27 protein-coding genes and 1 tRNA gene are annotated in these 26,043 nt (G+C 67.5%); 16 read left to right on the plus strand and 12 right to left on the minus strand.

Features of this window, described 5'->3' with window-relative positions; genetic code table 11:
* Positions 1-20: 20 nt before the first annotated feature.
* From ubiE to WD026_RS09000, 3 genes are read right to left on the minus strand one after another with little or no spacing between them, the layout of a single operon-like run.
* Positions 21-752, minus strand: a complete 732-nt coding sequence (ubiE, locus tag WD026_RS08990) for a bifunctional demethylmenaquinone methyltransferase/2-methoxy-6-polyprenyl-1,4-benzoquinol methylase UbiE (RefSeq protein WP_425723332.1) — start codon at positions 750-752, stop codon at positions 21-23.
* A gap of 14 nt (positions 753-766) precedes the next feature.
* Positions 767-1,180 (minus strand): gamma-butyrobetaine hydroxylase-like domain-containing protein, encoded by a 414-nt coding sequence (locus WD026_RS08995; protein WP_425723333.1) that lies wholly within the window; start codon positions 1,178-1,180, stop codon positions 767-769.
* A gap of 24 nt (positions 1,181-1,204) precedes the next feature.
* Positions 1,205-5,080, minus strand: coding sequence for a DUF3683 domain-containing protein (locus WD026_RS09000; protein ID WP_425723334.1), 3,876 nt, complete (start codon positions 5,078-5,080; stop codon positions 1,205-1,207).
* Positions 5,081-5,172: 92 nt separating this feature from the next.
* Here WD026_RS09000 and ugpQ point away from each other — a divergent pair, with 92 nt between their 5' ends.
* Positions 5,173-5,964 (plus strand): glycerophosphodiester phosphodiesterase, encoded by a 792-nt coding sequence (gene ugpQ, locus WD026_RS09005; protein ID WP_425723335.1) that lies wholly within the window; start codon positions 5,173-5,175, stop codon positions 5,962-5,964.
* Positions 5,965-5,976: 12 nt separating this feature from the next.
* Here ugpQ and WD026_RS09010 read toward each other — a convergent pair whose 3' ends face one another.
* Positions 5,977-6,210 carry a hypothetical protein gene (locus tag WD026_RS09010; protein ID WP_425723336.1) on the minus strand — a complete coding sequence of 78 codons (234 nt, stop codon included), beginning with the start codon at positions 6,208-6,210 and terminating at the stop codon, positions 5,977-5,979.
* A 73-nt stretch (positions 6,211-6,283) separates the two neighbouring features.
* On the opposite strand from WD026_RS09010, the gene hemA reads away from it, so the two are divergent.
* The 5 genes from hemA (at position 6,284) to WD026_RS09035 (ending at position 11,102) form a co-directional block, all read left to right on the plus strand.
* Positions 6,284-7,573, plus strand: coding sequence for a glutamyl-tRNA reductase (gene hemA / locus WD026_RS09015; protein ID WP_425723337.1), 1,290 nt, complete (start codon positions 6,284-6,286; stop codon positions 7,571-7,573).
* Positions 7,574-7,634: 61 nt separating this feature from the next.
* Positions 7,635-8,720, plus strand: coding sequence for a peptide chain release factor 1 (gene prfA / locus WD026_RS09020; protein ID WP_425723338.1), 1,086 nt, complete (start codon positions 7,635-7,637; stop codon positions 8,718-8,720).
* The gene (gene prmC / locus WD026_RS09025; RefSeq protein ID WP_425723339.1) at positions 8,717-9,547 is read left to right on the plus strand and encodes a peptide chain release factor N(5)-glutamine methyltransferase; all 831 of its coding nucleotides are present in this window, start codon (positions 8,717-8,719) and stop codon (positions 9,545-9,547) included. The genes prfA and prmC overlap by 4 nt, the downstream gene beginning before the upstream one ends.
* A gap of 51 nt (positions 9,548-9,598) precedes the next feature.
* Positions 9,599-9,922 (plus strand): Grx4 family monothiol glutaredoxin, encoded by a 324-nt coding sequence (gene grxD / locus WD026_RS09030; protein ID WP_086122089.1) that lies wholly within the window; start codon positions 9,599-9,601, stop codon positions 9,920-9,922.
* 172 nt (positions 9,923-10,094) lie between these two features.
* The gene (locus WD026_RS09035; protein ID WP_425723340.1) at positions 10,095-11,102 is read left to right on the plus strand and encodes an AAA family ATPase; all 1,008 of its coding nucleotides are present in this window, start codon (positions 10,095-10,097) and stop codon (positions 11,100-11,102) included.
* 10 nt (positions 11,103-11,112) lie between these two features.
* Here WD026_RS09035 and WD026_RS09040 read toward each other — a convergent pair whose 3' ends face one another.
* Both WD026_RS09040 and WD026_RS09045 read right to left on the minus strand, forming a co-directional pair.
* On the minus strand, positions 11,113-11,742 hold the full coding sequence (locus WD026_RS09040) for a lytic transglycosylase domain-containing protein (protein WP_425723341.1): 630 nt from the start codon (positions 11,740-11,742) through the stop codon (positions 11,113-11,115).
* Positions 11,739-13,484, minus strand: coding sequence for a proline--tRNA ligase (locus WD026_RS09045; RefSeq protein ID WP_425723342.1), 1,746 nt, complete (start codon positions 13,482-13,484; stop codon positions 11,739-11,741). Before WD026_RS09045 ends, WD026_RS09040 begins: the two co-directional genes overlap by 4 nt.
* Before the next feature lie 171 nt (positions 13,485-13,655).
* On the opposite strand from WD026_RS09045, the gene WD026_RS09050 reads away from it, so the two are divergent.
* Both WD026_RS09050 and WD026_RS09055 read left to right on the plus strand, forming a co-directional pair.
* Positions 13,656-14,285 carry an RNA pyrophosphohydrolase gene (locus WD026_RS09050; RefSeq protein ID WP_425723343.1) on the plus strand — a complete coding sequence of 210 codons (630 nt, stop codon included), beginning with the start codon at positions 13,656-13,658 and terminating at the stop codon, positions 14,283-14,285.
* Positions 14,282-14,830, plus strand: coding sequence for a CNP1-like family protein (locus tag WD026_RS09055; RefSeq protein WP_425723344.1), 549 nt, complete (start codon positions 14,282-14,284; stop codon positions 14,828-14,830). The genes WD026_RS09050 and WD026_RS09055 overlap by 4 nt, the downstream gene beginning before the upstream one ends.
* A gap of 40 nt (positions 14,831-14,870) precedes the next feature.
* Here WD026_RS09055 and proB read toward each other — a convergent pair whose 3' ends face one another.
* From proB to rplU, 4 genes are all read right to left on the minus strand, one after another.
* Complete coding sequence (gene proB / locus WD026_RS09060) at positions 14,871-16,019, minus strand: glutamate 5-kinase (protein ID WP_425723345.1); 1,149 nt, start codon at positions 16,017-16,019, stop codon at positions 14,871-14,873.
* Between the two features lie 9 nt (positions 16,020-16,028).
* Entirely contained in the window at positions 16,029-17,099 is a 1,071-nt protein-coding gene (gene cgtA, locus WD026_RS09065; protein WP_425723346.1) for an Obg family GTPase CgtA, read from the minus strand.
* 77 nt (positions 17,100-17,176) lie between these two features.
* Positions 17,177-17,434, minus strand: a complete 258-nt coding sequence (gene rpmA, locus WD026_RS09070) for a 50S ribosomal protein L27 (protein ID WP_086122083.1) — start codon at positions 17,432-17,434, stop codon at positions 17,177-17,179.
* 12 nt (positions 17,435-17,446) lie between these two features.
* Positions 17,447-17,758 (minus strand): 50S ribosomal protein L21, encoded by a 312-nt coding sequence (gene rplU / locus WD026_RS09075; protein WP_086122082.1) that lies wholly within the window; start codon positions 17,756-17,758, stop codon positions 17,447-17,449.
* 298 nt (positions 17,759-18,056) lie between these two features.
* On the opposite strand from rplU, the gene WD026_RS09080 reads away from it, so the two are divergent.
* The 8 genes from WD026_RS09080 (at position 18,057) to WD026_RS09115 (ending at position 24,716) form a co-directional block, all read left to right on the plus strand.
* Positions 18,057-18,986 carry a polyprenyl synthetase family protein gene (locus WD026_RS09080; protein WP_425723743.1) on the plus strand — a complete coding sequence of 310 codons (930 nt, stop codon included), beginning with the start codon at positions 18,057-18,059 and terminating at the stop codon, positions 18,984-18,986.
* Positions 18,987-19,038: 52 nt separating this feature from the next.
* Positions 19,039-19,115: transfer RNA gene (locus WD026_RS09085), tRNA-Pro, on the plus strand.
* A 144-nt stretch (positions 19,116-19,259) separates the two neighbouring features.
* Complete coding sequence (pilB, locus tag WD026_RS09090; RefSeq protein WP_425723347.1) at positions 19,260-20,990, plus strand: type IV-A pilus assembly ATPase PilB; 1,731 nt, start codon at positions 19,260-19,262, stop codon at positions 20,988-20,990.
* 43 nt (positions 20,991-21,033) lie between these two features.
* A complete protein-coding gene (locus tag WD026_RS09095; protein ID WP_425723348.1) occupies positions 21,034-22,251 on the plus strand; it encodes a type II secretion system F family protein in 1,218 nt (405 codons plus the stop codon).
* Positions 22,251-23,108 (plus strand): prepilin peptidase, encoded by an 858-nt coding sequence (locus WD026_RS09100; RefSeq protein ID WP_425723349.1) that lies wholly within the window; start codon positions 22,251-22,253, stop codon positions 23,106-23,108. Before WD026_RS09095 ends, WD026_RS09100 begins: the two co-directional genes overlap by 1 nt.
* 4 nt (positions 23,109-23,112) lie before the next feature.
* On the plus strand, positions 23,113-23,703 hold the full coding sequence (gene coaE, locus WD026_RS09105) for a dephospho-CoA kinase (protein WP_425723350.1): 591 nt from the start codon (positions 23,113-23,115) through the stop codon (positions 23,701-23,703).
* Positions 23,704-23,745: 42 nt separating this feature from the next.
* Positions 23,746-24,501 (plus strand): cell division protein ZapD, encoded by a 756-nt coding sequence (gene zapD / locus WD026_RS09110; RefSeq protein WP_425723351.1) that lies wholly within the window; start codon positions 23,746-23,748, stop codon positions 24,499-24,501.
* Entirely contained in the window at positions 24,498-24,716 is a 219-nt protein-coding gene (locus tag WD026_RS09115; RefSeq protein WP_425723352.1) for a DNA gyrase inhibitor YacG, read from the plus strand. Before zapD ends, WD026_RS09115 begins: the two co-directional genes overlap by 4 nt.
* Here the strand turns inward: WD026_RS09115 and WD026_RS09120 are convergent.
* Together WD026_RS09120 and WD026_RS09125 are read right to left on the minus strand one after the other, a co-directional pair.
* Positions 24,702-25,163, minus strand: a complete 462-nt coding sequence (locus tag WD026_RS09120; RefSeq protein WP_425723353.1) for an NUDIX domain-containing protein — start codon at positions 25,161-25,163, stop codon at positions 24,702-24,704. The two genes, WD026_RS09115 and WD026_RS09120, sit on opposite strands and share 15 nt — an antisense overlap.
* Positions 25,163-26,041 carry an ATP-binding protein gene (locus WD026_RS09125; protein ID WP_425723354.1) on the minus strand — a complete coding sequence of 293 codons (879 nt, stop codon included), beginning with the start codon at positions 26,039-26,041 and terminating at the stop codon, positions 25,163-25,165. Before WD026_RS09125 ends, WD026_RS09120 begins: the two co-directional genes overlap by 1 nt.
* Positions 26,042-26,043 lie beyond the last annotated feature (2 nt).

The raw sequence follows: 26,043 nt of genomic DNA on the forward strand, positions 1-26,043 counted from the left end.
TGAATGTCTGCTTCGCCGCCTCAGCATTTGATGCCCACATGCAGCGCCACCACCCCTGCGGTCAGGTTGTGGACGTCGACATGGCCGAAACCGGCGGTTTTCATCATCTGTCTGAGCGTTTCCTGGTCGGGGTGCATGCGGATCGACTCGGCCAGGTAGCGGTAACTCTCCGCGTCGTTGGCCACGAATCGACCCAGCTTGGGCAGGATGTTGAAGGAATACCAGTCGTACGCCTTTTCCAGCGGCTTGGCGACCCGGGAAAACTCCAGCACCAGCAACTTGCCCCCCGGCTTGAGCGTGCGATGCATTTCGGCCAGCGCAAGTTCCTTGTGGGTCATGTTGCGCAGCCCGAATGCCACGGTGACGATGTCGAAGCTGGCGTCGGCGAACGGCAGCTTCTCGGCGTCGCAGACCATGGTGGGCAGCACCAGGCCGTGGTCGAGCAGGCGGGCCCGGCCTTCGCGCAGCATGGCTTCGTTGATGTCGGTGTGCACCACCCGGCCGGTCGGGCCGACCTTGCGGACCAGCGCCATCGACAGGTCACCGGTGCCGCCGGCGATGTCGAGCGCCTGCTGGCCGGGCTGCGGGTTGGCCACGGTGATGGTGTAGCGCTTCCACAACCGGTGCAGGCCCGCCGACATCAGGTCGTTCATGACGTCGTAGCGCGGCGCCACCGAGTCGAACACGCCGCGCACTCGCTGCGCCTTCTCGCGTTCGTCGACGGTCTGGAATCCGAAATGGGTCTTGGCCATGGGCGCCTTGGGGGTCAGTGGCTGCCGCAGCTGTGGCCAGCCTGCTCGGGCATGGGGGCGTCGCGGTGGGTGCCGGCGGCCTGCAGGCGGGCCTCGTAATCGGCCCACAGCTCGGTCTGGCGGTCACCCAGGAAGTACAGGTAGTCCCAGGAGAAGATGCCGGAGCTGTGGCCATCGGTGAACGTGGGCTGGATGGCGTAGTTGCCCACCGGCGCCAGATCCAGGATGCCGACCTCGCGCTTGCCGGTCTGCAACGTTTCCTGGCCGGGGCCGTGGCCCTGCACCTCGGCCGACGGCGAGTACACGCGCATCAGCTCGAACGGAATGCGGAAGGTCTTGCCGTCGGAAAAGGCGATTTCCATCACCTTCGATGCGTTGTGCACCGTGATGTCCTGCGGGGTCGGGGTGTCTTTGTTCAGTCCAGCCATGTTCTTCCCTTGGAGGTGCGGTCTTCAGACCAGCACGCGTTCGATGCCGCCCTGGTTGGCCTGGGCCACATAGGTGGGCAGCCAGTGCTCGCCCAGGATCTGGCGGGCCATCTCGACGACGATGTAATCGGCTTCCAGCAGACCGCTCTTGAGGTCGTCCTGGTAGCGGTTGAGGCCCTGCAGGCAGCTCGGGCACGAGGTGAGGATCTTGACGTTGTCGTTCAGGCCGACCGTGCCGTTGGCGCGCAGCGCGGCCTCGCCCTTCTGCAGCTCCTCTTCCTTGCGGAAGCGGATCTGGGTGGAGATGTCGGGGCGGGTCACGCCCAGGGTGCCCGACTCGCCGCAGCAGCGCTTGCTCTCGATCACGTTGTCGCCCACCAGGGCGCGCACCGTCTTCATCGGCTCCTGCTGCTTCATGGGGCTGTGGCAGGGGTCGTGGTAGAGGTAACCACCCTGGCCCTGCGGCAGGGTCACGCCCTTCTCCAGCAGGTACTCATGGATGTCGACGATCCGGCAGCCCGGGAAGATCTTGTCGAATTCGTAGCCCTGCAGCTGGTCGTAGCAGGTGCCGCAGCTCACCACCACCGTCTTGATGTCGAGGTAGTTCAGGGTGTTGGCCACGCGGTGAAACAGCACCCGGTTGTCGGTGATGATCTTCTCGGCCTTGTCGAACTGGCCCGAGCCCCGCTGCGGGTAGCCGCAGCACAGATAGCCCGGCGGCAGCACGGTCTGCACACCGGCATGCCACAGCATGGCCTGGGTGGCCAGACCCACCTGGCTGAACAGCCGCTCCGAACCGCAGCCCGGGAAATAGAACACCGCCTCGGTGTCGGAGGTGGTCTTCTGCGGGTCGCGGATGATGGGGACGTAGTTCTTGTCCTCGATGTCCAGCAGGGCACGCGCCGTCTTCTTGGGCAGGCCGCCGGGCATCTTCTTGTTGATGAAGTGGATCACCTGCTCCTTGACCGGTGCCGCGCGCAGCGTGGCCGGCGGGGCGCTGGTCTGCTGACGGGCCAGGCCCTGCAGCAGGTTGTTGGCCAGGCGCTGGGCCTTGAAGCCCACATCGACCATGGCCGAACGCATCACCTTGATGGTCTCGGGGTTGGTGGCATTCAGGAAGAACATGGCCGCCGCGTTGCCGGGCCGGAAGCTCTTCTGGCCCATCTTGCGCAGCAGGTTGCGCATGTTCATGGTGACGTCGCCGAAGTCGATCTTCACCGGGCACGGGGTGTAGCACTTGTGGCAGACCGTGCAGTGGTCGGCCACGTCCTCGAACTCTTCCCAGTGCTGGATGCTGATGCCGCGGCGGGTCTGCTCCTCGTACAGGAAGGCCTCGATCAGGAGCGAGGTGGCCAGGATCTTGTTGCGCGGGCTGTAGAGCAGGTTGGCGCGCGGCACGTGGGTGGCGCACACGGGTTTGCACTTGCCGCAGCGCAGGCAGTCCTTGACCGAATCGGCGATGGCGCCGATGTCGCTCTGCTGCATGATCAGCGACTCGTGCCCCATCAGCCCGAAGCTGGGGGTGTAGGCATGGGCCAGATCGGCGCTGCGCACGTCGGCGTCGCCGGTGGGCTGGCGCAGCAGCTTGCCCTTGTTGAAGCGGCCTTCCGGATCGACCTTGGCCTTGTACTCGGCGAACGGGCCCAGCTCGGCGTCGGTCAGGAATTCGAGCTTGGTGATGCCGATGCCGTGCTCGCCCGAGATCACGCCGTCCAGGCTGCGGGCCAGGGTCATGATGCGAGCCACCGCCTCATGCGCCGTCTGCAGCATGGCGTAGTCGTCGCTGTTGACCGGGATGTTGGTGTGCACGTTGCCGTCGCCGGCGTGCATGTGCAGCGCCACCCACACACGGCCCTTGAGCACGCGCTGGTGGATGGCCTGGCACTCGGCCAGGATGGCGCCGAAGGCCGAGCCGCTGAAGATCTGCTGCAGCGGGGCGCGGATCTGCGTCTTCCAGCTGGCCCGCAGGGTGTGGTCCTGCAGCTGCGGGAAGAGCGCATCCACCCGGGCCAGCCAGCCGGCCCACAGTTCACGCACGTCGCGCACCAGGGCCAGGGCCTGCTGCACGCGGTCTTCGAGCAGTTCGGCGCTGGGGATGTCGCTGGCGTCGTCGGTCTTGCCCAGCGGCAGGTTGCCGCGGGTGAAGAAGGCTTCCAGCGCGTCGCACAGCGCGATCTTGTTGCGCAGCGACAGCTCGATGTTGATGCGCTCGATGCCCTCGGTGTACTCGCCCATGCGGGGCAGCGGGATCACCACGTCCTCGTTGATCTTGAAGGCGTTGGTGTGCTTGCTGATGGCGGCCGTGCGCTTGCGGTCGAGCCAGAACTTCTTGCGGGCCTCGGCGCTGATGGCCACGAAGCCTTCGCCGCTGCGCGTGTTGGCAATGCGGATGACCTCGCTGGTGGCGCGCGCCACGGCGTCGGGATCGTCGCCCACGATGTCGCCGATCAGCACCATCTTGGGCAGGCCGCCGTTGCCCTTCTTGCTCTTGGTGGCGTAGCCCACCGCCTTCAGGTAGCGGTCGTCCAGGTGTTCCAGACCGGCCAGCAGCACGCCCGAGCGTTTCTGCTCGGCGAACATGAAGTCCTTGATCTCGACGATGCTGGGCACGCCGTCCTTGGGGTTGCCGAAAAACTCCAGGCACACGGTTCGGGTGTGCGCCGGCATGCGGTGCACCAGCCAGCGGGCGCTGGTGATCAGGCCGTCGCAGCCTTCCTTCTGGATGCCGGGCAGCCCCGAGAGGAACTTGTCGGTCACGTCCTTGCCCAGGCCTTCCTTGCGGAAGGTGCGGCCTGGGATGCTCAGCGTTTCGGTGCGCACCGGCGTGCGGCCGTCGGCCTCGAAATAGCGCAGCTCGAAGGTGGCCACTTCGGCGTCGTGGATCTTGCCGCGGTTGTGGTCCAGGCGCGTGACTTCCAGCCACTGGGCCTGCGGCGTGACCATGCGCCAGCTCACCAGGTTGTCCAGCGCGGTGCCCCACAGCACGGCCTTCTTGCCGCCCGCGTTCATGGCGATGTTGCCGCCGATGCACGAAGCCTCGGCGCTGGTGGGGTCGACCGCGAACACATGGCCGGCACGCTCGGCCGCATCGGCCACGCGCTGGGTGACCACGCCGGCCTCGGTCCAGATGGTGGGCAGCTTCTCGTCGTGGCCCGGTACCGAGACCCACTCGACCTCGGTCATGGCCTCGAGCTTTTCGGTGTTGATGACCGCGCTCTTCCAGGTCAGCGGGATGGCGCCGCCGGTGTAGCCGGTGCCGCCCCCGCGCGGGATGATGGTCAGGCCCAGTTCCACGCAGCCCTTGACCATGCCTGCCATCTCGGCCTCGGTGTCGGGGGTGAGCACCACGAAGGGGTACTCCACACGCCAGTCGGTGGCATCGGTCACGTGCGACACCCGCGACAGGCCGTCGAACTTGATGTTGTCCTTGGCAGTGAGCTTGCGCAGCACCCGGGTGGCGCGCTGGCGCAGGGCCGCCATCTCGTCGAACGAGCGGGCAAAGCGTTCCACGGCACCGCGGGCGGCCTGCAGCAGCTCGGCCACCATGGCGTCGCGCGCGGCATCATCGGCCGACCGGCGCTTCTGCACCTCGGTCAGGCGGTGGTTCAGGGCATCGACCAGCTGGCTGCGGCGCTTGGGGCTGGAGAGCAGGTCGTCCTGCAGGTACGGGTTGCGCTGCACCACCCAGATGTCGCCCAGCACCTCGTACAGCATGCGGGCCGACCGGCCGGTGCGGCGCTCGCCACGCAGGCCGTCCAGCAAGTCCCAGGCACGTTCGCCCAGCAGCCGGATGACGATTTCCCGGTCGGACAGGGAGGTGTAGTTGTACGGAATCTCGCGCAGGCGCGGCGCATCGTCGGAAGCGTGGGCGAGGAGCGGGAGCGGGGTCGGTGCGTTCATGGGGGCGGCCGGCTGGGGGCTGCAGAGAGTAACGTGCGATGGTACCTGAGGGCCCATGGCCGCACGGGCCAAAGGGCCGGCAGAATGCGCCCATGTCCGACCTGTCGACACCCTGGCCCTACCCGCGCTGGATCGCCCACCGGGGTGCCGGTCGGCTGGCCCCCGAAAACACCCTGGCCGCCTTCCGGCTCGGGGCCGCGCACGGCTACCGCATGCTGGAATGCGATGTGCGACTGAGCGCCGACGGCGTGCCTTTCCTGCTGCACGACGACACGCTGGAACGGACCACCAGCGGACAGGGTCCGGCCGGCGATCGGCCCTGGGGCGAACTCGCCACGCTGGATGCCGGCGCCTGGCATTCCACCGAATTCGCGGGCGAACGGCTGCCCACCCTGACCGACGTGGCAGCGTTCAGCCTGGGGCAACCCGGCGGCCACCGGGTCAATCTGGAAATCAAGCCCAGCCCGGGCACGGCCGAACTCACCGGCCGGGTGGTGGCCCGCGAAGCGCAGCGGCTGTGGTCGGACCGGCCAGACCTTCAGCCGCTGCTGACCTCGTTCCAGCCCGAGGCCCTGGCCGGAGCGCTGGCGGCTGCGCCGTCCTCGCCCCGGGGCCTGCTGGTGAGCCAGCTGCCGGATCCGGCACCGGGCGACAAGACGGTCGACGCCCTGTGGCTGGACACGGCGGCCCGACTGGCCTGCACCGCCGTGGTGCTGCAGCACCGGTTGTGGACCGCCACCCGGGTGGCGTTGGCCCGTGAGGCTGGACTGCGCTGCCTGACCTACACCGTGAACGAGCCGGAAGAAGCCCGGCGCCTGCTCGACCTGGGACTGGACGGGCTGATCACCGACCGGGTGGACCGGTTCGACCCGGCCACGGCCTGACGCCTGCGGCCATCAGCGGCCGCGCAACCACCAGCCGGCCGTGCCCTGGGCCAGCACCAGGGCGGCGTAGGTCAGCATCTTCCCGTCGCGCCCGAACACGAACAGACCTGCCAGCAGCACGGCGGCCCCCACGCCCACCAGCACCAGGGCCTGCCCGAGCGGGCGAAGGCGGGGCGATGCCCGGGTGCGCAGGGCCAGCCAGAGCACGACGGCCACCGCCAGCGCCGGGAACAGGAATCCGATCACATGTTCCGTTAACAGCCAAAGTGTCATATAAAGTTGACAGTCCTCGTCCGGGGACGAAATTTATAATCGAACCATGTCTGTCTGGACCCTGGGAATCAACCACAACACCGCGCCGCTCGATCTGCGCGGTCGTTTTGCGTTTGCCATCGACCAGATCCAGCCGACCCTGCAGACCCTGCGCAGCAGCCTGCCCCGGCAACCCGAGGCCACGCTGCTGTCCACCTGCAACCGCACCGAACTGTACGGCGCCGGCGACCACGCCATTGTGGAGCCCACGCTGGAATGGCTGGCCCAGACCGGCGGCGTGAGCCCGCATGTGCTGCGCGAACATGCCTATGTGCTGCGCGACGACCAGGCCGCCCGCCACGCCTTCCGGGTGGCCAGCGGCCTCGACAGCATGGTGCTGGGCGAGGCCCAGATCCTGGGCCAGATGAAGAACGCCGTGCGCGCCGCCGACGAGGCCGGCGCCCTGGGCTCCACGCTGCACCAGCTATTCCAGCGCTCCTTCGCGGTGGCCAAGCAGGTCCGCACCTCGACCGAGATCGGCGCCCATTCCATCAGTATGACGGCGGCCGCCGTGCGGCTGGCGTCGCAGCTGTTCGAGGACCTCAAAGAAACCCGCGTGCTGTTCGTGGGTGCCGGCGAGATGATCGAGCTCGCGGCCACCCACTTCGCGGCCCGCACGCCCCGCTCCATGGCCATTGCCAACCGCACGCTCGAGCGTGGCGAGGCCCTGGCCAGCCGCTTCGGCGCCCAGGTGATGCGCCTGGCCGAGATCCCCGACCGGCTGCACGAATTCGACGCCGTCATCAGCTGCACCGCCAGCACCCTGCCCATCATCGGTCTGGGTGCGGTGGAACGTGCGCTCAAGAAACGCCGCCACCGCCCCATGTTCATGGTCGACCTGGCGGTGCCGCGCGACATCGAGGCCGAGGTGAAGGACCTGGGCGACGTGTACCTGTACACCGTGGACGATCTGGCCACCGTGGTGCAGACCGGGCGCGACCAGCGCCAGGCGGCCGTGGCCCAGGCCGAAGCCATCATCGACGCGGGCGTGCTGAGCTTCATGCACTGGATGGAGCAGCGCGACCCGGCCCACGGCGTGGTGCCGCTGATCCAGCAGATCAATGCCCAGGCCGACGCCTGGCGCCAGGCCGAGATGGCCCGGGCGCGCCGGCTGCTGGCCAAGGGCGAGCCGGTGGAAGCGGTGATGGAGGCCCTGGCCAAGGGTCTGACCCAGAAGATGCTGCACGGCACCCTGGCCGAGCTGCATGCCGGCGACGCCGCCTCCCGCGCCACCACGGCGCAGACCGTCTCCCGCCTGTTCCTGCGCGAAGGCACGCCGCCGCGCGACGCGGCCTAGGCGGCCCGCCGGGCCCATCCTCCGCGCTCTGCGGGCTGCCCCCGCAGCCCAGCCCTGCTCCATGAAACCCTTTGTCCGTGACACCCTGCTGCGCCAGCGCGCGCGGCTGCACGAGCTCGATGCCCTGCTGTCGGCGCCGGACGTGGTGAACGACATCGCCCGCTTCCGCCAGCTCAGCCGCGAACACGCCGACCTGGGCGAACTGGTGGCGGTGTTCGATCGTCACCAGCAGCGCGAGGCCGACCGCGCGGCCGCCCAGGAACTGCTGGCCGACCCCGACATGGCCGACATGGCGCAGGAGGAAATGGCCGCCTGCGACGCCGACCTGCAGGCCCTGGATGCCGAGCTCCAACAGCTGCTGCTGCCGCGCGACCCGGACGACGAACGCCCGGCCTTCGTGGAGATCCGCGCCGGCACCGGCGGTGACGAATCGGCCCTGTTCGCCGGCGACCTGGCCCGCATGTACACCCGCTACGCCGACCGCCAGGGCTGGCGCACCGAGCTGGTGAGCGAATCGCCCGGCGAGGTGGGCGGCTACAAGGAAGTGGTGCTGCGCATCGAGGGCCAGGGCGCTTACGGCCGGCTGCGCTTCGAATCCGGCGGGCACCGGGTGCAGCGGGTGCCTGCCACCGAGACCCAGGGCCGCATCCACACCAGCGCCGCCACCGTGGCCGTGATGCCCGAACCCGACGCGGCACAGGCCATCGAACTCAACCCGGCCGAACTGCGCATCGACACCTTCCGCGCCAGCGGCGCCGGCGGCCAGCACATCAACAAGACCGACTCGGCGGTGCGGGTGACCCACCTGCCCACCGGCATCACCGCCGAATGCCAGGACGGGCGCTCGCAGCACAGCAACAAGGCCAAGGCGCTGCAGGTGCTCACCGCCCGCCTGCGCGAGAAGGACCGCAGCGAGCGCGCCGCCCGCGAGGCCGCCACCCGCAAGGGTCTGATCGGCAGCGGCGACCGCAGCGACCGCATCCGCACCTACAACTTCCCCCAGGGCCGGCTCACCGACCACCGCATCAACCTCACGGTCTACAAGCTGCTGGCCGTCATGGAGGGCGAGCTGGACGACGTGATCCACGCCCTGCTGGTGGCCCGAGGTGCCGAGCTGCTGGCCGAACTGGAGGCCACGCCGCGATGAACCTGGAACAGACCCTCCGCTCCCTGACCGCCCAGGACCTGGACCGGCTGGACGCGCAGATGCTGATCCTGCTGGCTCTGGGCCGCGATCCGCACGACCGGGCCTGGCTGACCGCCCACGGCGACCAGCCGCTGCCAGGGGATGCCGCTGCGGCACTGCAGGCACTGGTGGCGCGGCGCCGGGCCGGCGAACCCATGGCCTATCTGCGCGGCGAACAGGAATTCTTCGGGCTCTCGCTGCGGGTGGACGCCCGGGTGCTGGTGCCCCGGCCGGACACCGAAACCCTGGTCGAATGGGCGCTGTCGCTGGCCCCCGCGCTGCCGGCCGGTGCCCGCGTGGCCGATCTGGGCACCGGCAGCGGCGCCATCGCCCTGGCCCTGCGCAGCCGGCAACCGCACTGGGACATCACGGCCACCGATGCCAGTGCCGACGCGCTGGCGGTGGCCCGAGCCAACGCCGAACGCCTGGGGCTGCCGATCCGCTTCGCCCGGGGTGGCTGGCTGGACGCCCTGCCCGGCGAGCGCTTCGACCTGCTGGTGAGCAACCCGCCCTACATCGCCGACGGCGATGCCCACCTGCCCGCCCTGGCGCACGAACCGGACAGTGCGCTCACCGCCGGCCCCGACGGGCTGGACGACATCCGTCTGCTGGTCGCGCAGGCACCGGCCCATCTGCCACCCGGCGGCTGGCTGCTGCTGGAACACGGCCACGACCAGGCGGACGCGGTGTGCCGCCTGCTGGCCGACGCCGGCTTCGAGCAGGTGGACAGCCGCAACGACATCGCGGGCATCGCCCGCTGCAGCGGGGGCCGCCGGCCCCCGGGTTGATAATCACACCTGTTCCGGGCCGCAGCGGCCCATTCCGCAAGGACCCCCACCATGAGCGACACCCAGACCCGCATCGACCAACTGGTCAAATCCAATCCCATCGTGCTCTTCATGAAGGGCAACGCCAGCTTCCCCATGTGCGGCTTCTCCGGCCGCGCCATCCAGATCCTCAAGGCCAGCGGCGTCGATCCCAAGACGGTGACCACGGTCAACGTGCTGGAAGACGACGAGATCCGCCAGGGCATCAAGGAATACAGCAACTGGCCCACCATCCCGCAGCTCTACGTCAAGGGCGAGTTCATCGGCGGCTCGGACATCATGATGGAGATGTACCAGTCCGGCGAACTGCAGCAGGTGCTCGGGCCCCAGGGCTGATCCGGCCCCGCACCGCACGGCCACCTTCGGGTGGCTTTTTTGTGCGCGGCCGAACCCCACTGCACCAGCGTGGCACAGGTCAAGCGGTGTTTTCTCCGGTTTTTCCGGCGTTGAGTGCAGGCATGCCTTGTGCTTGAATGAAACGCAGGACATCGACCACAAGGAGATCCCCATGAGCAGCTCGCGCAGCCTGGTGACTTCGCCCCCCCGGGGGCTTCCGATTGCACGCATGCGCCGCGTGTTCGAGTCGGCGCAGGTCGAGAGGCGCCTGTCCAAGCTGCTGGCCAGCGGCAACGAGCGCGAGTACGAGAGCCTCAAGAACACCTGGCAGCGCATGCTGGAGCGGGGCCCGGACCGGTTTGCCGTCAAGCCGGCCGGCGTGCCCGACATGGCACCCCTGTACGACCAGCTGCCGAACTTCGGCGAGGTGCTGGACGATGTGAAGCGCCACGTGGCCCTGGCCCAGGACAGCCAGGACACGCTGGAGGTCACGCCCATGCTGCTGCTGGGGCCGCCGGGCGTGGGCAAGACCCACTTTGCCCGCCAGATCGCCGACCTGCTGGGCACCGGCATGACCCTGGTGCCCATGAGCAGCATGACTGCGGGCTGGCTGCTCTCGGGCTCGTCGTCGCAATGGAAAGGCGCCAAGCCGGGCAAGGTGTTCGAGGCCCTGGTGGACGGCGAATACGCCAATCCGGTGATCGTGGTCGACGAGATCGACAAGGCCAGTGCCGATGCGCAGTACGACCCGCTGGGGGCGCTCTACAGCCTGCTGGAGCACGACACGGCGCAGCACTTCGTCGACGAGTTCGCCGAGGTGCCCATCGACGCCAGCCAGGTGATCTGGGTCACCACGGCCAACGACGAGCGCAGCATCCCCGAGCCCATCCTCAACCGCATGAACGTGTACGAGATCGCCCCGCCCTCCCACGAGGCCGCGCGGCGGATTGCGGAGCATCTGTACCGGGGCATCCTGAGCGAACACGACTGGGGTCTGCGGTTCGACCCCGAACCCGCCAGCGATGTGCTGGATGCCTTGGCGGCACTGGCCCCGCGCGAGATGCGGCGGGCGCTGGTCACCGCCTTCGGCAACGCCCGTCTGGATGGCCGCTACCGCATCGAGGCCGACGACCTGCCGCGGCCCGGCAGCGGCAAGGGCCGCATGGGTTTCCTGCAATAAGCCCCGGGGCTCAGGCGTCGGGGTGCGCCCACTGGCGCCGGGCGGCGTACACCGCATTCGGATACTGCGGCTTGCCCCGGCTGCCGTTGTAGCGGCCCAGCGCCATGAAGGTGTCGCCACGTTCGCGGTCGAGGTAGTGGCGCAGGATGACGCAGCCAAAGCGCAGGTTGGTCTGCATGTTGAACAGCGCCGGCACATGGCCGTCGCCGATCAGGCGGGCCCAGAACGGCATGATCTGCATGTAGCCGCGCGCACCCACGCGGGAAATGGCGAACTTGCGGAAACCGCTTTCCACCTGGATCAGGCCCAGCACCAGCGTGGTGTCCAGGCCGGCACGCTTGGTCTCGTACCAGACGGTCTGCAGGAATTCGATGCGGGTCTGGAAGTCGGGCTTGCGGCGCTTGAGCCGGTCGCTGGTGGCACCCAGCCAGCGCAGGTAGGCCAGGCGCTTTTCGGTGTCGGTGAACTCCGGTATCGGCGGGGCGGTGTTGGCGATGGCCGCGCTCAGGGCGCTGCGCACCGAATCGGCCAGCGGCTCCTCGATCTGCCCCCCGGCCAGCGCCGGCAGCGGCAGAGCGGGCAGCCCGCAGGCGGCCATGGCCAGCAGGCTGTCGCGCCGCGTCCAGCCGGCCGGCCTCATGCGCTGATCTTGCTCCTGAGCAGCGCGGCAATCTCGGTCACCGGCACCTGCGTGGCGGCGGCGTCGCGGCGGTGCTGGTACTCGACCTGACCGGCCTTGATGCCCCGGTCGCCGATGGTCACGCGGTGCGGCACGCCGATGAGTTCCCAGTCGGCAAACATGGCGCCCGGGCGTTCACCCCGGTCGTCCAGGATCACGTCCACGCCGGCCGCCAGCAGCTCGGCATACAGCGACTCGGCAGCGGCCTTCACTTCCGGGCTGCGGTCCATGCCGATGGGGCAGACCACCACGGTGAAAGGCGCAATGGCGTCCGGCCAGATGATGCCGCGCTCGTCGTGGTTCTGCTCGATGGCGGCCGCCGGCAGGCGGGTGATGCCGATGCCGTAGCAGCCCATCTCGAAGGGCGCCGGCTTGCCGTCCTCGCCCAGGAAGGTGGCGTTCATGGCGCGGCTGTACTTGGTGCCCAGGTAGAACACATGGCCCACCTCGATGCCGCGCTCGATGGCCAGCAGACCCTTGCCGTCGGGCGAGGGATCGCCCTCCACCACGTTGCGGATGTCGGCCACGCGGGTGGGCTCGGGCAGGTCACGGCCCCAGTTCACGCCGGTGAGGTGCACGTCCACCTCGTTGCCGCCGCAGATCCAGTCGGCCAGCACGGCCACCTCTCGGTCCACCACCAGCTGCACCGGCTGCTTCAGGCCGATGGGGCCCAGGTAGCCCGGGCGGCAGCCGAAGTGGGCCTCGATCTCGGGGATGGTGGCAAAGCGGAAGCCCTTGTCCAGACCGGGCACCTTGCCGACCTTGACCTCGTTCATGTCGTGGTCGCCGCGCAGCAGCAGCAGCCACACCTGGGACGACACCACCTCGCCCTGCTCGTCCAGCGTGTCGGTGGCCAGCACCAGCGACTTCACCGTGGTGGCCAGCGGCACACCGAGCAGCTCGGCCACGTCGGCGCAGGTGCTCTTGCCCGGGGTGGGGGTGCGGGTCAGGGGGTTGGCCGGCGCCGGGCGCGGACCGGCCGGCGGCAGGGCCTCGGCCTTCTCGATGTTGGCGGCGTAGTCGCTCTGCGGGCAGTAGACGATGGCGTCCTCGCCGGTGGCGGCGATCACCTGGAACTCCTCGCTCAGGTCACCACCGATGGCGCCGCTGTCGGCTGCCACCGCGCGGTACTTCAGACCGAAGCGGTCGAAGATGCGGCGGTAGGCCGCAGCCATGACCTGGTAGCTGGCCTTGGCGCCGGCTTCGTCGCGGTCGAAGCTGTAGGCGTCCTTCATGATGAACTCGCGGCCCCGCATCAGGCCGAAGCGCGGGCGGCGTTCATCACGGAACTTGGTCTGGATCTGGTACAGGTTCTTGGGCAGCTGCTTGTAGCTGCGCAGTTCCTGGCGGGCGATGTCGGTGATGACCTCTTCACTGGTGGGCTGGATCACGAAGTCGCGGTCGTGGCGGTCCTTGATGCGCAGCAGCTCAGGGCCCATCTTGTCGAAGCGGCCGGTCTCCTGCCACAGCTCGGCCGGCTGCACCACCGGCATGGTGAGCTCCACTGCGCCGGCCCGGTTCATCTCCTCGCGCACGATGCGCTCGACCTTCTGGATGACGCGCAGGCCCATGGGCATGTAGTTGTAGATGCCGGCGCCCAGCTTCTTGATCATGCCGGCGCGGGTCATCAGGCGATGGCTGGCCACCTCGGCATCGGCCGGTGCTTCTTTGAGGGTGGAGATCAGGAACTGGGAGGCTTTCATGGCGGCGCTGTACCCGCACGGGCACGTGACGTTGGGGGTCGGTGGAAATGAATGGGGATCGGCCGCGCGGGGCGCCATCAGCCGCCGTTCAGGTGCCTACAGGGGGCAGTACCCTACGCGCGCATGCATCACCGATGCATAATGACCGCAGTTCAAAATTCGGGGTTGATTATGCTTGACAGAGAAGGCTTCAGGCCCAATGTCGGCATCATTCTGCTCAACCAGAAGAACCAGGTGTTCTGGGGCAAGCGCATCCGCTCCCACTCCTGGCAGTTCCCCCAAGGGGGCATCGATCGGGGCGAAACCCCCGAGCAGGCGATGTACCGGGAGCTGCACGAGGAGATCGGGCTCAAGCCCGAACACGTGGCCATCGTTGCCCGCACCCGGGACTGGTTGCGCTATGAAGTGCCAGACCGCTTCATCCGCAGGGATGCACGCGGTCACTACAAAGGCCAGAAACAGATCTGGTACCTGCTGCGTCTGGTGGCGCAGGACTGGAACCTGAACCTGCGCGCCACCGACCACCCCGAGTTCGACGCCTGGCGCTGGAACGACTACTGGGTGCCGCTGGACGTGGTGGTGGAGTTCAAGCGCGGCGTCTACGAAATGGCGCTGACCGAACTGGCGCGCTACCTGCCCCGCAACGACCAGCGCAACCGCTTCCTGCGGGGCAATCGGCGGGTCCAGGAAGACCACACCGCACAGCTGCAGCCCCCGATGGGACTGGAACTGCCCCCGGGCGCCAGTTTCGATCCCGATCCCCAATCGCCCGGCAGTCCGATGCCGGGCCCGACTTCATGACCGATTCCCTGAACCGTTTCATGCGTGCGCTGTTCGCCGGCACGGCATGCGCCCTGCTGGTGGGCGCCGCCAGTGCCGCCAGCACCATGCCGACTTCCCGCAACGACGAGGAAGAGAAGCCCTGGGAAGAAGCCCAGTGGACACCCCCCGCCCAGTTCGACCTGGGCCAGCTGCGCACCTTCCGGCTGGAACAGACGACCACCATGGAGTTCGGCATCGAGCCTTCCACGCTGCAGGTCGGCAGCGATGGCGTGATCCGTTATGTGTTCGTGGCGCGCAGCGCCAGCGGCGCCCTCAATGTGCTGTACGAGGGCCTGCGCTGCCAGACCGCCGAGACCCGCATCTATGCCCGCTGGGACCCGGCATCCGGCTGGCGCCAGTCCGGCGGCAACAGCGAGGCCAGCTGGCAGCCCCTGAGCTTCCGTGGTGCGACCCGCCGGCAGATGTTCATGGCCCGGGCCGGTCTGTGCGACGGCCCGACACCGAACAACCCGCCCTCGCGCATGCTCAACGAGCTGCAGCGCGGCAAGCCCGACCTTCGCTGAATGCCCTGCTGACGCACGCCGGATGCCGGCGCCAGGGCGGTCAGCCCCGGGTGAGCACCAGGTTGTCGCGGTGGATCATCTCCGGTTCGGCAGCGTAGCCGAGCAGCCGCTCGAAATCACCCGATGCCTTGCGGCACAGCAGCCGGGCTTCGGTGCTGGCGTAGTTGGCCAGACCTCGGGCCACCTCCACCCCGCGCAGATCGCGCACCGCGATCACGTCGCCGCGTGAAAAGTCGCCTTCCACGGCGGTCATGCCGATGGGCAGCAGGCTCTTGCCCTCGCCCACGATCTTCTCCACCGCACCATCGTCCACCACCACCGCACCGCGCAGCTGAAGGTGGTCGGACATCCAGCGCTTGCGGGCCTGGTGCTTGGCGGTCTGTGCCACCAGGCAGGTGCCGATGGATTCGCCGGATGCCAGCCGCAGCAGCACGTCGGGCTCACGGCCCCAGGCGATCACGGTGGAGGCGCCCGAGCCCGCTGCCCGCTTGGCCGCCAGGATCTTGGTGATCATGCCGCCCTTGCCGATGCCGCTGCCGGCACCGCCCGCCATGGTTTCCAGCGCCGGATCGCCGGCGCGGGCCACATGCACGAATTCGGCCGCCGGGTCCTTGCGGGGGTCGGCCGTGTAGAGGCCCTTCTGGTCGGTCAGGATGACCAGCGCATCGGCCTCCACCAGGTTGGCCACCAGGGCGCCCAGGGTGTCGTTGTCGCCGAACTTGATCTCGTCGTTGACCACCGTGTCGTTCTCGTTGATCACCGGCACCACGCGCAGCTGCAGCAGGGTGAGCAGGGTCGAACGGGCATTGAGGTAACGCTCGCGGTCGGCCAGGTCGGCGTGGGTGAGCAGCACCTGCGCGCTGCCCACGCCGCAGGCCCGCAGCTGGGTCTCGTACATCTGCACCAGACCCATCTGCCCCACGGCGGCAGCCGCCTGCAGCTCGTTGATCTCCTTGGGACGGCTGGTCCAGCCCAGGCGCTTCATGCCCTCGGCCACCGCGCCGCTGCTCACCATGATCAGCTCGCGCCCCTCCTGCACCAGCGCCGCCAGCTGGCGGCTCCACTGCCGGATGGCCTCCTCGTCCAGACCACGGCCCTCGTTGGTCACCAGACTGGAGCCCACCTTCACCACGATGCGGCGCGCGCTGCGCAGCACCGCTGCGTTCTGTTCAAGGACGGGATCGTTCATGGGGCAGGATCAGGCGCCCTCGGCGCCATTCTGAAAGCGGGGATCGACCGCCACCGGCTGGGCGGCCTGATGGACCTGGGCTATGTGCTCGTAGACCTTCTGCACCAGGCGCTCGGTACCCTCGCGGGTGAGCGCCGAGATCTCGAACACCGGACCCTTGTAGCGCAGGCGTCGCACGATGTCCTTGATGCGGGCCTCGCGCTCCTCCGCCGGCACCATGTCCAGCTTGTTGAGCACCAGCCAGCGCGGCTTGGCGTGCAGCTCGGGGTCGAACTTCTTGAGCTCGCCCACGATGGCCTTGGCCTGGGCCACAGGATCCACCGACTCGTCGAACGGTGCGGCGTCCACGAGATGCAGCAGCAGGCGCGTGCGCTGCAGGTGGCGCAGGAACTGATGCCCCAGGCCGGCGCCTTCGGAGGCACCCTCGATCAGGCCGGGCACATCGGCCACGACAAAGCTTTTCTCGGGCCCGACGCGCACCACCCCCAAGTTGGGGTACAGGGTGGTGAACGGGTAATCGGCGATCTTGGGCCGGGCGTTGGAAATGGCAGCGATCAGGGTGGACTTGCCGGCGTTCGGCATGCCCAGCAGCCCCACGTCGGCCAGCACCTTGAGCTCCAGCCGCAGCGTACGCCGCTCGCCGGGCCAGCCGGGCGTCTTCTGCCGGGGCGCGCGGTTGGTGGAGCTCTTGTAGTGCATGTTGCCGAAACCGCCGTCGCCGCCCTTGGCCAGCATCACCAGCTCGCCGGGTTTCAGCAGCTCGTGCAGCACCTCGCCGGTCTCGTCATCGGCCACGATGGTGCCCACCGGCATCTTGAGGATGATGTCGTCCCCCTTGACACCGAACATGTCGGAGCCCTTGCCGTGTTCGCCACGCTGCGCCTCGAACCGGCGGGTGTAGCGGAAGTCGACCAGGGTGTTGAGGCTGGCGTCTGCCAGGGCGTACACATGCCCCCCACGGCCGCCGTCGCCTCCGTCAGGCCCGCCGAATTCCTTGTATTTCTCGTGCCGGAACGACGCGCAGCCATTGCCGCCGTCACCCGCAGCAACATCGATCGTGGCTTCGTCCACAAACTTCATGGCAGCTTCCTGTCGAGAAGTCGGCACCCCAACAAAAAAGCCCGCACGCGCGGGCCTTTCGTGGAAACGCCGACGGATTAAACCGGCGTGATGCTCACCGTGTGGCGGTTCAGCGCGCCCTTGGTGGCGAACTGGACGTGGCCATCGACAGTGGCGAACAGGGTGTGGTCCTTGCCGACGCCGACGTTGGTGCCGGGGTGGAACTTGGTGCCGCGCTGACGCACGATGATGGAACCGGCAGACACCAGCTCACCACCGAAGGCCTTCACACCGAGCATCTTGGGCTTGGAATCGCGCCCGTTTCGCGTGGAGCCGCCGCCTTTTTTCTGTGCCATGTTGCTCTCTCCTTAGGCCGAGATCGATGCGATTTCGAGCTCGGTGAAATTCTGACGGTGGCCTTGGCGCTTCTGGTAGTGCTTGCGACGGCGCATCTTGAAGATGCGGACCTTGTCGTGACGACCGTGCGACACCACTTTGACCGTGACCGTTGCGCCGGAAACCAAGGGAGTGCCCACTTTGATCTCGCTGCCGTTGCCGACTGCCAGAACCTGGTCGAACACGATCTCTTGGCCCACTTCCGCAGCAATCTGTTCTACTTTGATTTTTTCGCCGGCAGCAACACGATATTGCTTGCCACCGGTTTTTATGACCGCGTACATATGAACCTCTTGAAATGACCCTGCAGCACTGCTGCCAGACACCGGGCCTGCGCCGGGTGTTCGCTGTGCAGGAAGCAGGAACGTTCGGCAGACCCAATTCCGCCGAACCCGCAATTCTACCCTGACCCCGCAACGGTGACAAGGCAAGCCCGGCCCGCCAAGGCGCCGGCACCCCGGTTTCTATAATCCCTGCGGCTGCGCGTCGTGTGCGGCAAGCCCCTCTCCAACGACCCCGGCCACCACCTTGACCTCCCCGAAAGCACCCACCGCCTCACCGCTGGCGCTGATCCAGCACGACATGGAACAGGTCGACCGCGTGATTTCGGAGCGGCTCACGTCCGACGTGCCCCTGGTCAGGGAAGTCGCCCAGTACATCATCTCTGCCGGCGGGAAACGCCTGCGGCCCGCACTCCTGCTGCTGGTCAGCGGCGCCCTGGGCAACACCCATCCGCACCGCCACACGCTGGCGGCCGTGGTGGAGTTCATCCACACGGCGACCCTGCTGCACGATGACGTGGTCGACGAATCCACGCTGCGGCGTGGCCGATCCACCGCCAACCACCAGTTCGGCAACGCCGCCAGTGTGCTGGTCGGCGACTTCCTGTATTCCCGCGCCTTCCAGATGATGGTGGAGGTGAACAACATGAAGGTGATGCAGGTGTTGTCGGAAGCCACCAACGTCATCGCCGAGGGTGAGGTGCTGCAGCTGATGAACATGCACGACGCCAGCATCGACGAAGACACCTACCTTCGGGTCATACGCTCCAAGACCGCCAAGCTGTTTGAAGCCAGTGCCCGGCTGGCCCCGATCCTGGCGGGCGCCGCGCCGGACGTGGAAGAAGGCTGCGCGATGTACGGGCAAGCCCTGGGCACGGCATTCCAGGTCATTGACGACGTGCTGGACTACGAAGGCGACCCCGCCGAACTGGGCAAGAACCTGGGCGACGACCTCCGGGAGGGCAAGGTGACGCTGCCCGTGATCTGCGCACTGCAGATGGGTTCTGCAGCCGAACAGGACCTGATCCGGGAAGCCATACAGACCGGCAACACGGACCGCCTGGACGACATCGTGGCCATCATCCGGCGCAGTGGCGCGCTGGATCGGGCCAGAAGCAGCGCTTCCGGCGAGGCGCAGCGGGCCATCGACGCAGCCCGTTGCCTGCCGTCCAATGACCACGCTTCAGCTTTGCTACAATTGGCGGCTGGACTTCTCGAGCGACGCTCCTGAACGTTCCAGTTCAGCCCCCTCAGCGGGGCTGTCGTTGCCGTCAGGTGACATTCGGGGTGTAGCTTAGCCTGGTAGAGCGCTACGTTCGGGACGTAGAGGCCGGAGGTTCGAATCCTCTCACCCCGACCAGATTTCTTTTGGTCTCCCTGGGTCGGCATGGCCTGTCGACCGCTCGCCGGCTGGTGAGGCCGTCCAATCATCCACGTCGTCTTTTTGCCCACAAACCACCTCAGAGTGTGCGGGCAAGTCGTTGATTTACGTTAGATTACGCGGATGGCGTCGGTAGACTCGCTCCCCACTGACACCCCCTCGATGGCGCTGCCGGGTCTGGGGCGTGCTCTCGTTTCGGCTGGCAAGCTGGGCCAGAAGGCCGCCGAAGACCTGTACCGCAAGGCGCAGAGCTCCCGGACCAGCTTCATCGCCGAGCTCACGGGCTCGGGTGCCGTGTCGCCCTATGACCTGGCGCACACCATGTCGACGGCGTTTGCAGCCCCGCTGCTCGATCTGGACGCGATCGACGTCAACCGCCTCCCCACCGAACTGCTGGATCCCAAGATCTGCGCCGACTTCCGGATCGTCGTCCTGAGCAAGCGCAACAACCGGCTCATCGTGGCCACGGCCGACCCGGCCGACCAGCAGGCCGCCGAGAAGATCAAGTTCGCCACCCAGATGGGCGTGGACTGGGTGATCGCCGAATACGACAAGCTCAGCAAGCTGGTCGATGCGCGCTCCACCTCGGCCAACGAGGCCATGGAAAACATCGTCGGCGACGTCGAATTCGACGATCTGGCCGCCGAATCGGCAGTGGCCGACACGGCCGAAAAAGCCACCGAGGTCGATGACGCGCCGGTCGTCAAGTTCCTGCACAAGATGCTGATCGACGCCTTCAACATGCGGGCATCCGATCTCCACTTCGAGCCCTACGAGCACCAGTACCGGGTCCGGTTCCGCATCGACTGCGAACTGCGCGAGATCGCGTCGCCCCCTGTGGCCATCAAGGACAAGCTGGCATCGCGCATCAAGGTGATCTCGCGGATGGACATCTCCGAGAAGCGGGTGCCCCAGGACGGCCGCATGAAGCTCAAGATCGGCCCGGACCGGGTGATCGACTTCCGGGTCAGCACGCTGCCCACGCTGTTCGGCGAGAAGATCGTGATCCGTATCCTGGACCCGAGCAGTGCCAAGCTGGGCATCGACGCGCTCGGCTACGAGCCGGAAGAAAAGGAACGGCTGCTCAATGCCATCAGCCGTCCCTACGGCATGGTGCTGGTCACCGGCCCCACCGGTTCCGGCAAGACGGTGTCGCTCTACACCTGCCTGAACATCCTGAACAAGCCCGGTGTGAACATCTCGACGGCGGAAGACCCGTCGGAAATCAACCTGCCGGGCGTGAACCAGGTGAACATGAACGAGAAGGCCGGCCTGACCTTCGCGGTCGCGCTCAAGGCCTTCCTGCGCCAGGATCCGGACGTGATCATGGTCGGCGAGATCCGCGACCTGGAAACGGCCGACATCTCGATCAAGGCCGCCCAGACCGGCCACCTGGTGCTGTCCACGCTGCACACCAACGACGCCCCCACCACGCTCACGCGGATGATGAACATGGGCATTCCCACGTTCAACATCGCCTCCAGCGTCATCCTGATCACGGCCCAGCGTCTGGCCAGGCGGCTGTGCGCCACCTGCAAGGCGCCGCTGGACGTGCCCCGCAAGGCACTGCTGGAAGCCGGGTACAAGGCCGAGGAACTCGACGGTACCTGGACGCCTTACAAGCCGGTGGGCTGCTCGGCCTGCAACAACGGCTACAAGGGACGGGTCGGCATCTACCAGGTGATGCCGATCAGCGAAGAGATCCAGCGCATCATCCTGCGCGGCGGCAGCGCACTGGACATCGCGCAGCAGGCCAGCAGGGAAGGTGTGCGCAGCCTGCGGGAATCCGGGCTGCTCAAGGTCAAGCTGGGTCTGACCTCGCTGGAAGAGGTCATCAGCGTGACCAACGAGTGACGGCGCCGGCAGCGATCACGACGACATCAGCAGAGAGGCATCCATGGCTACCGCGGCAACCAAGAACGTCAAGGACTTCGTCTTCGAATGGGAAGGCAAGGACCGCAACGGCCGGCCGATGCGCGGGGAAATCCGGGCGGTCGGCGAGAACCAGGTGCTGGCCACCCTGCGACGCCAGGGCATCATCCCGGGCAAGGTGAAGAAACGCCGGATGAGCTCCGGCAAGCGCATCAAGCCCAAGGACATCGCCATCTTCACCCGGCAACTGGCCACCATGATGAAGGCCGGCGTGCCGCTGCTGCAGGCCTTCGACATCGTCGGCCGGGGCAACGCCAACCCCAGCGTCACGAAGCTGCTCAACGAGATCCGGGCCGACGTGGAAACCGGCACGTCGCTGAGCGCCGCGTTCCGCAAGCACCCGCTGTACTTCGACAACCTCTACTGCAACCTCATCGAGGCGGGTGAGGCGGCCGGTATTCTGGAAGAACTGCTCGACCGACTGGCCGAGTACATGGAGAAGACCGAGGCGATCAAGTCCAAGATCAAGTCGGCACTGATGTACCCCACCGCCGTGATCATCGTGGCCTTCGTGGTGGTGGCGGTGATCATGATCTTCGTGATTCCGTCCTTCAAGCAGGTCTTCACTTCATTCGGCGCCGACCTGCCGGCCCCGACGCTCTTCGTCATCGGCATGAGCGAGTTCTTCGTTCAGTGGTGGTGGCTCATCTTCGGCGGCATCGGCGGCGGTCTGTATTTCTTCTTCCAGGCCTGGCGCCGCAACGAGAAGGTCCAGCAGTTCATGGACCGCATGCTGCTGAAGATGCCCATCTTCGGCGAGCTGGTGGAAAAGTCGGTCATCGCCCGCTGGACCCGCACCCTCTCCACCATGTTCGCCGCCGGTGTGCCGCTGGTGGAAGCCCTGGATTCGGTCGGTGGCGCCTCGGGCAACTCGGTCTATGCGATTGCCACCGAGAAGATCCAGCAGGAAGTCTCCACCGGCACCAGCCTGACGGTGGCCATGTCGAATGCCAACATCTTCCCCTCCATGGTGCTGCAGATGTGTGCCATCGGTGAGGAGTCCGGCTCCATCGACCACATGCTGGGCAAGGCAGCCGACTTCTATGAAGCCGAGGTGGACGACATGGTGGCCGGCCTCTCCAGCCTGATGGAGCCGATCATCATCGTGGTGCTGGGCACCATCATCGGCGGCATCGTGGTGTCGATGTACCTGCCGATCTTCAAGCTGGGCCAGGTGGTCTGATGCCGGTGGACGCGACGCTGGCCCCGGTGCTGCTGGGGCTGCTGGGCTTGCTCGTGGGCAGCTTCCTGAATGTGGTGATCCATCGGCTGCCGAGGATGATGGAGCGGCAGTGGGCCCGCGAGTGTGCCGAGATGCAGGCCACCGAGGCCGCGCCGGCGCCGACCCACACGGAAGAGCGCTACAACCTGATGGTGCCGCGCTCTGCCTGCCCGCATTGCGGTCATGCCATCCGCTGGTTCGAGAACATCCCGGTGCTCAGCTACGCCGTGCTGCGCGGACGCTGCAGTGCCTGCAAGGCGCCGATCAGTCCCCGGTATCCGGCCGTGGAGCTCTTCACTGGTCTGCTGTTTGCCTGGTGCGGCTGGCAGTGGGGTGCCTCGGTCCAGGCCCTGCTGTGGTGCGGCTTTGCTGCGGCCATCGTGGCACTGGCCGCCATCGACTGGGACACCACCCTGCTCCCGGACGACATCACACTCCCCCTGCTGTGGGCCGGCTTGTGTGCCTCCGCACTGGCCTGGACCGGCGTGCCCCTGCGCGACGCCGTGTGGGGCGCCGTGGGGGGCTACCTGTCGTTGTGGCTGGTGTACTGGGCCTTCAAGCTGCTGACCGGCAAGGAAGGCATGGGCTACGGCGACTTCAAGCTGTTTGCGGCGCTGGGCGCCTGGTTCGGCTGGCAGGCACTGGTGCCCATCATCCTGATGTCGTCGGTGATCGGCGCGGTGGTGGGCATCGGCATCAAGCTGATCGGTCAGCTGCGCGAAGGGGGCTATGTACCCTTCGGCCCTTTTCTGGCCCTGGCGGGACTGACCGCCATGGTGTTCGGGCCCGGCTCCATCCTGGCGGTGCTCGGGCTGTGATGCGATGCTGCGGCTGGGCCTGACCGGCGGCATCGGCAGCGGCAAGAGCACGCTGGCGCGAATGCTCGGCGAACGGGGCGCCGACGTGATCGACGCCGATGCCATCTCCCGCGCCACCACGGCCCCTGGCGGAGCCGCCCTGCCGACGATCCGTGAACGGCTGGGCGCCGACATGATCGCCGCCGATGGCGGACTCGACCGTGACCGCGTGCGGGCCCGCGTGTTTGCCGATCCCGCAGCCCGGCAGATGCTGGAATCCATCATCCATCCACTGGTGGGCGAGGCCATCGCCAGGCAGTTGCAGACCTGCCGCTCGGCCTGCGTGGTGTTCGACATTCCCCTGCTGGCCGAGTCGCCCCGCTGGCCCGCCCGGCTGGACCGGGTGCTGGTGGTGGACTGCAGCGAATCCACCCAGACCCGGCGGGTGCTGGCGCGCAGCGGCTGGACGCCAGACACCACCGCAGCGGTGATCCGTCAGCAAGCCACCCGGGAACAACGGCGGGCTGTGGCCGATCTGGTGGTGTTCAACGACGTGGATGACCTGGACCGGCTGGCCGCCGTGGCCGACGGGCTCGCCCGGCGGTTCGGGCTATGATGAACTCCGTAGGGCATCCACCACCCACACGCCGGCGCACCCGTGATCCTGTACGAATACCCCTTCAACGAACGCATCCGGACCTACCTGCGACTGGAACAGCTGTTCCGTCGTCTGGCCGAGCTGATTCCCCGCCAGCATCCGCTGGACCACCATTTCGCCATCCAGACCATCTTTGAAGTGATGGACGTGGCCTCGCGGGCCGACATGAAGTCGGATGTGCTCAAGGATCTGGAACGGCACAAGCAGGTATTCAACAGCTACCGCGGCAACCCGGCCATCTCGGAGGCCGCGCTGGATGCGGTGATCGGCCAGATCGACGAGTGCTTCGGCCGCCTGAGCCAGCTGGCCGGCAAGACCGGGCAGGCCCTGACCGAGAACGACTGGCTCATGGGCATCCGCAGCCGCATCGGCATTCCGGGCGGCACCTGCGAGTTCGATCTGCCGTCCTACTACCACTGGCAACACCACGAACCGGCACGCCGCCAGGCCGACCTGTCGTCGTGGGCGCAGGCCCTGGCGCCGCTGGCCGAATCGATCGGCCTGCTGCTCAAGCTGCTGCGCGACTCCGGTGGTTCGCAGAAGGTGGTGGCACCGGGCGGGCAGTTTCAGCAGAACCTGCCCCAGGGGCGTACCTTCCAGCTGCTGCGCCTGAGCATCGATGCGGCCAGCGGCCTGGTGCCGGAGATCAGCGGCAACCGCCTCATGTTCTCGGTGCGGCTCATGCGGCTGGGTGACGATGGCCGGCTGCACCCGGCCAGCGAAGACGCCAGCTTCGAACTGGCGCTGTGCGCATGACATCCGCAGCGGCCTCTTCGGAGACCCGGGAGCGCCGGGTACGCTGCCCGTCCTGCGGCGGCGACAGCATCTACGCCCCGTCCAACGCGTTCCGTCCGTTCTGCAGCGAGCGCTGCCAGCAGATGGATTTCGGTGCCTGGGCCAGCGAGCGTTTTGCCCTGCCCGGCAACGGTGAGGCGGATGGCCCGGACGGGCCTGCCTCACGCGGCGACTGAGCCGCCCTGCTCTTCTTCCAGCCAGGCCAGCACCGGCACGGTGCCCGGGAGCACCGGGCTGCAGCGCACCGGCAGCCGTTCCCAGCAGAAGTCCTGGCCCTCATGCATGGTGAGCGTGCCCGACCAGTCGAACACCTTGCAGAAGTGCAGCCGCACCAGCGCGTGCGGATAGTCCACCAGCTGTTCGCGCCAGGCGCGCGCGGGGCCGATGGTCACACCGATCTCTTCCTGCAGTTCGCGGCGCAGCGCCTGTTCGACCGTCTCGCCGACCTCCAGCTTGCCGCCCGGAAACTCCCAGTAGCCGGCGTACACCTTGCCCGGCGGCCGCGAGGTGAGGAGGAAGCGGCCATCGGGGTCGATGAGCACACCCACCGCCACATCGACCACCGGCCGATCAGCCGCCCGTCCGGGCTGGCCGTCGACCACCAGCACATCGGGCGCCGCCATCAGCCCGGCGTGCCGTGGGATCCGGCGTAGTCGCGGGCGAACTGGTAAGCCACCCGTCCGCTGCGTGAACCCCGCTCCAGCGCCCAGACCAGGGCCTGCGGACGCGCGGCCTCGATGGCCTGCTGCGCCACACCGAAGGACGACAGCCACTGGCCCACGATGGCCAGGTACTCGTCCTGGCTGAACGGATAGAAGCTGACCCACAGCCCGAAGCGCTCGGACAGCGAGATCTTCTCTTCCACCGCCTCGCCCGGGTGCACCTCACCGTCGGCGGTGTGGGTGTAGCTCAGGTTGTCCTTCATGTACTCCGGCAGCAGGTGGCGCCGGTTGCTGGTGGCATAGATCAGCACATTGGGGCTGGCCGCCGACACCGAACCATCCAGGATGGACTTGAGCGCCTTGTAGCCGGCCTCGCCGTCCTCGAAGCTCAGGTCGTCGCAGTAGATGATGAACTTCTCGGGCCGATCGGCCACCACATCGACGATGTCGGGCAGGTCGGTGAGGTCGGCCTTGTCCACCTCGATCAGCCGCAGTCCTTGGTCGGACAAGGCGTTGAGGCAGGCCTTGACGAGCGAGGACTTGCCGGTGCCACGGGCCCCGGTCAGCAGCACATTGTTGGCCGGCAGTCCCTGCACGAAATGCCGGGTGTTCTGCAGGATCTTGTCCTTCTGGCCATCGATTTCCTGCAGGTCTTCCAGGCGGATGGTGGCCACCTGACGCACCGGCTCCAGCGAGCCGTGGCCACTGCTTCGCTTGCGGTAACGGAAGGCCACCGAGGCCGCCCAGTCGGGCTGTCCCATGGGCTGGGGCAGGACCGACTCGATGCGGGCCATGAGCTGCTCGGCCCGCTCCAGCAGGCGTTCGAAATGGGCGTTCATGG

The sequence above is a fragment of the Hydrogenophaga sp. R2 genome (assembly GCF_049843595.1).
In the GTDB taxonomy this organism is placed as follows: Bacteria; Pseudomonadota; Gammaproteobacteria; order Burkholderiales; family Burkholderiaceae_C; genus Hydrogenophaga.

Bases quoted from the DNA above. Each gene is read 5' to 3' on its own strand.
- ubiE (WP_425723332.1), bottom strand. From the start codon at position 752: ATGGCCAAGACCCATTTCGGATTCCAGACCGTCGACGAACGCGAGAAG.
- WD026_RS08995 (WP_425723333.1), bottom strand. From the start codon at position 1,180: ATGGCTGGACTGAACAAAGACACCCCGACCCCGCAGGACATCACGGTG.
- WD026_RS09000 (WP_425723334.1), bottom strand. From the start codon at position 5,080: ATGAACGCACCGACCCCGCTCCCGCTCCTCGCCCACGCTTCCGACGAT.
- ugpQ (WP_425723335.1), top strand. From the start codon at position 5,173: ATGTCCGACCTGTCGACACCCTGGCCCTACCCGCGCTGGATCGCCCAC.
- hemA (WP_425723337.1), top strand. From the start codon at position 6,284: ATGTCTGTCTGGACCCTGGGAATCAACCACAACACCGCGCCGCTCGAT.
- prfA (WP_425723338.1), top strand. From the start codon at position 7,635: ATGAAACCCTTTGTCCGTGACACCCTGCTGCGCCAGCGCGCGCGGCTG.
- prmC (WP_425723339.1), top strand. From the start codon at position 8,717: ATGAACCTGGAACAGACCCTCCGCTCCCTGACCGCCCAGGACCTGGAC.
- grxD (WP_086122089.1), top strand. From the start codon at position 9,599: ATGAGCGACACCCAGACCCGCATCGACCAACTGGTCAAATCCAATCCC.
- WD026_RS09035 (WP_425723340.1), top strand. From the start codon at position 10,095: ATGAGCAGCTCGCGCAGCCTGGTGACTTCGCCCCCCCGGGGGCTTCCG.
- WD026_RS09040 (WP_425723341.1), bottom strand. From the start codon at position 11,742: ATGAGGCCGGCCGGCTGGACGCGGCGCGACAGCCTGCTGGCCATGGCC.
- WD026_RS09045 (WP_425723342.1), bottom strand. From the start codon at position 13,484: ATGAAAGCCTCCCAGTTCCTGATCTCCACCCTCAAAGAAGCACCGGCC.
- WD026_RS09050 (WP_425723343.1), top strand. From the start codon at position 13,656: ATGCTTGACAGAGAAGGCTTCAGGCCCAATGTCGGCATCATTCTGCTC.
- WD026_RS09055 (WP_425723344.1), top strand. From the start codon at position 14,282: ATGACCGATTCCCTGAACCGTTTCATGCGTGCGCTGTTCGCCGGCACG.
- proB (WP_425723345.1), bottom strand. From the start codon at position 16,019: ATGAACGATCCCGTCCTTGAACAGAACGCAGCGGTGCTGCGCAGCGCG.
- cgtA (WP_425723346.1), bottom strand. From the start codon at position 17,099: ATGAAGTTTGTGGACGAAGCCACGATCGATGTTGCTGCGGGTGACGGC.
- rpmA (WP_086122083.1), bottom strand. From the start codon at position 17,434: ATGGCACAGAAAAAAGGCGGCGGCTCCACGCGAAACGGGCGCGATTCC.
- rplU (WP_086122082.1), bottom strand. From the start codon at position 17,758: ATGTACGCGGTCATAAAAACCGGTGGCAAGCAATATCGTGTTGCTGCC.
- WD026_RS09080 (WP_425723743.1), top strand. From the start codon at position 18,057: ATGGAACAGGTCGACCGCGTGATTTCGGAGCGGCTCACGTCCGACGTG.
- pilB (WP_425723347.1), top strand. From the start codon at position 19,260: ATGGCGTCGGTAGACTCGCTCCCCACTGACACCCCCTCGATGGCGCTG.
- WD026_RS09095 (WP_425723348.1), top strand. From the start codon at position 21,034: ATGGCTACCGCGGCAACCAAGAACGTCAAGGACTTCGTCTTCGAATGG.
- WD026_RS09100 (WP_425723349.1), top strand. From the start codon at position 22,251: ATGCCGGTGGACGCGACGCTGGCCCCGGTGCTGCTGGGGCTGCTGGGC.
- coaE (WP_425723350.1), top strand. From the start codon at position 23,113: ATGCTGCGGCTGGGCCTGACCGGCGGCATCGGCAGCGGCAAGAGCACG.
- WD026_RS09115 (WP_425723352.1), top strand. From the start codon at position 24,498: ATGACATCCGCAGCGGCCTCTTCGGAGACCCGGGAGCGCCGGGTACGC.
- WD026_RS09120 (WP_425723353.1), bottom strand. From the start codon at position 25,163: ATGGCGGCGCCCGATGTGCTGGTGGTCGACGGCCAGCCCGGACGGGCG.
- WD026_RS09125 (WP_425723354.1), bottom strand. From the start codon at position 26,041: ATGAACGCCCATTTCGAACGCCTGCTGGAGCGGGCCGAGCAGCTCATG.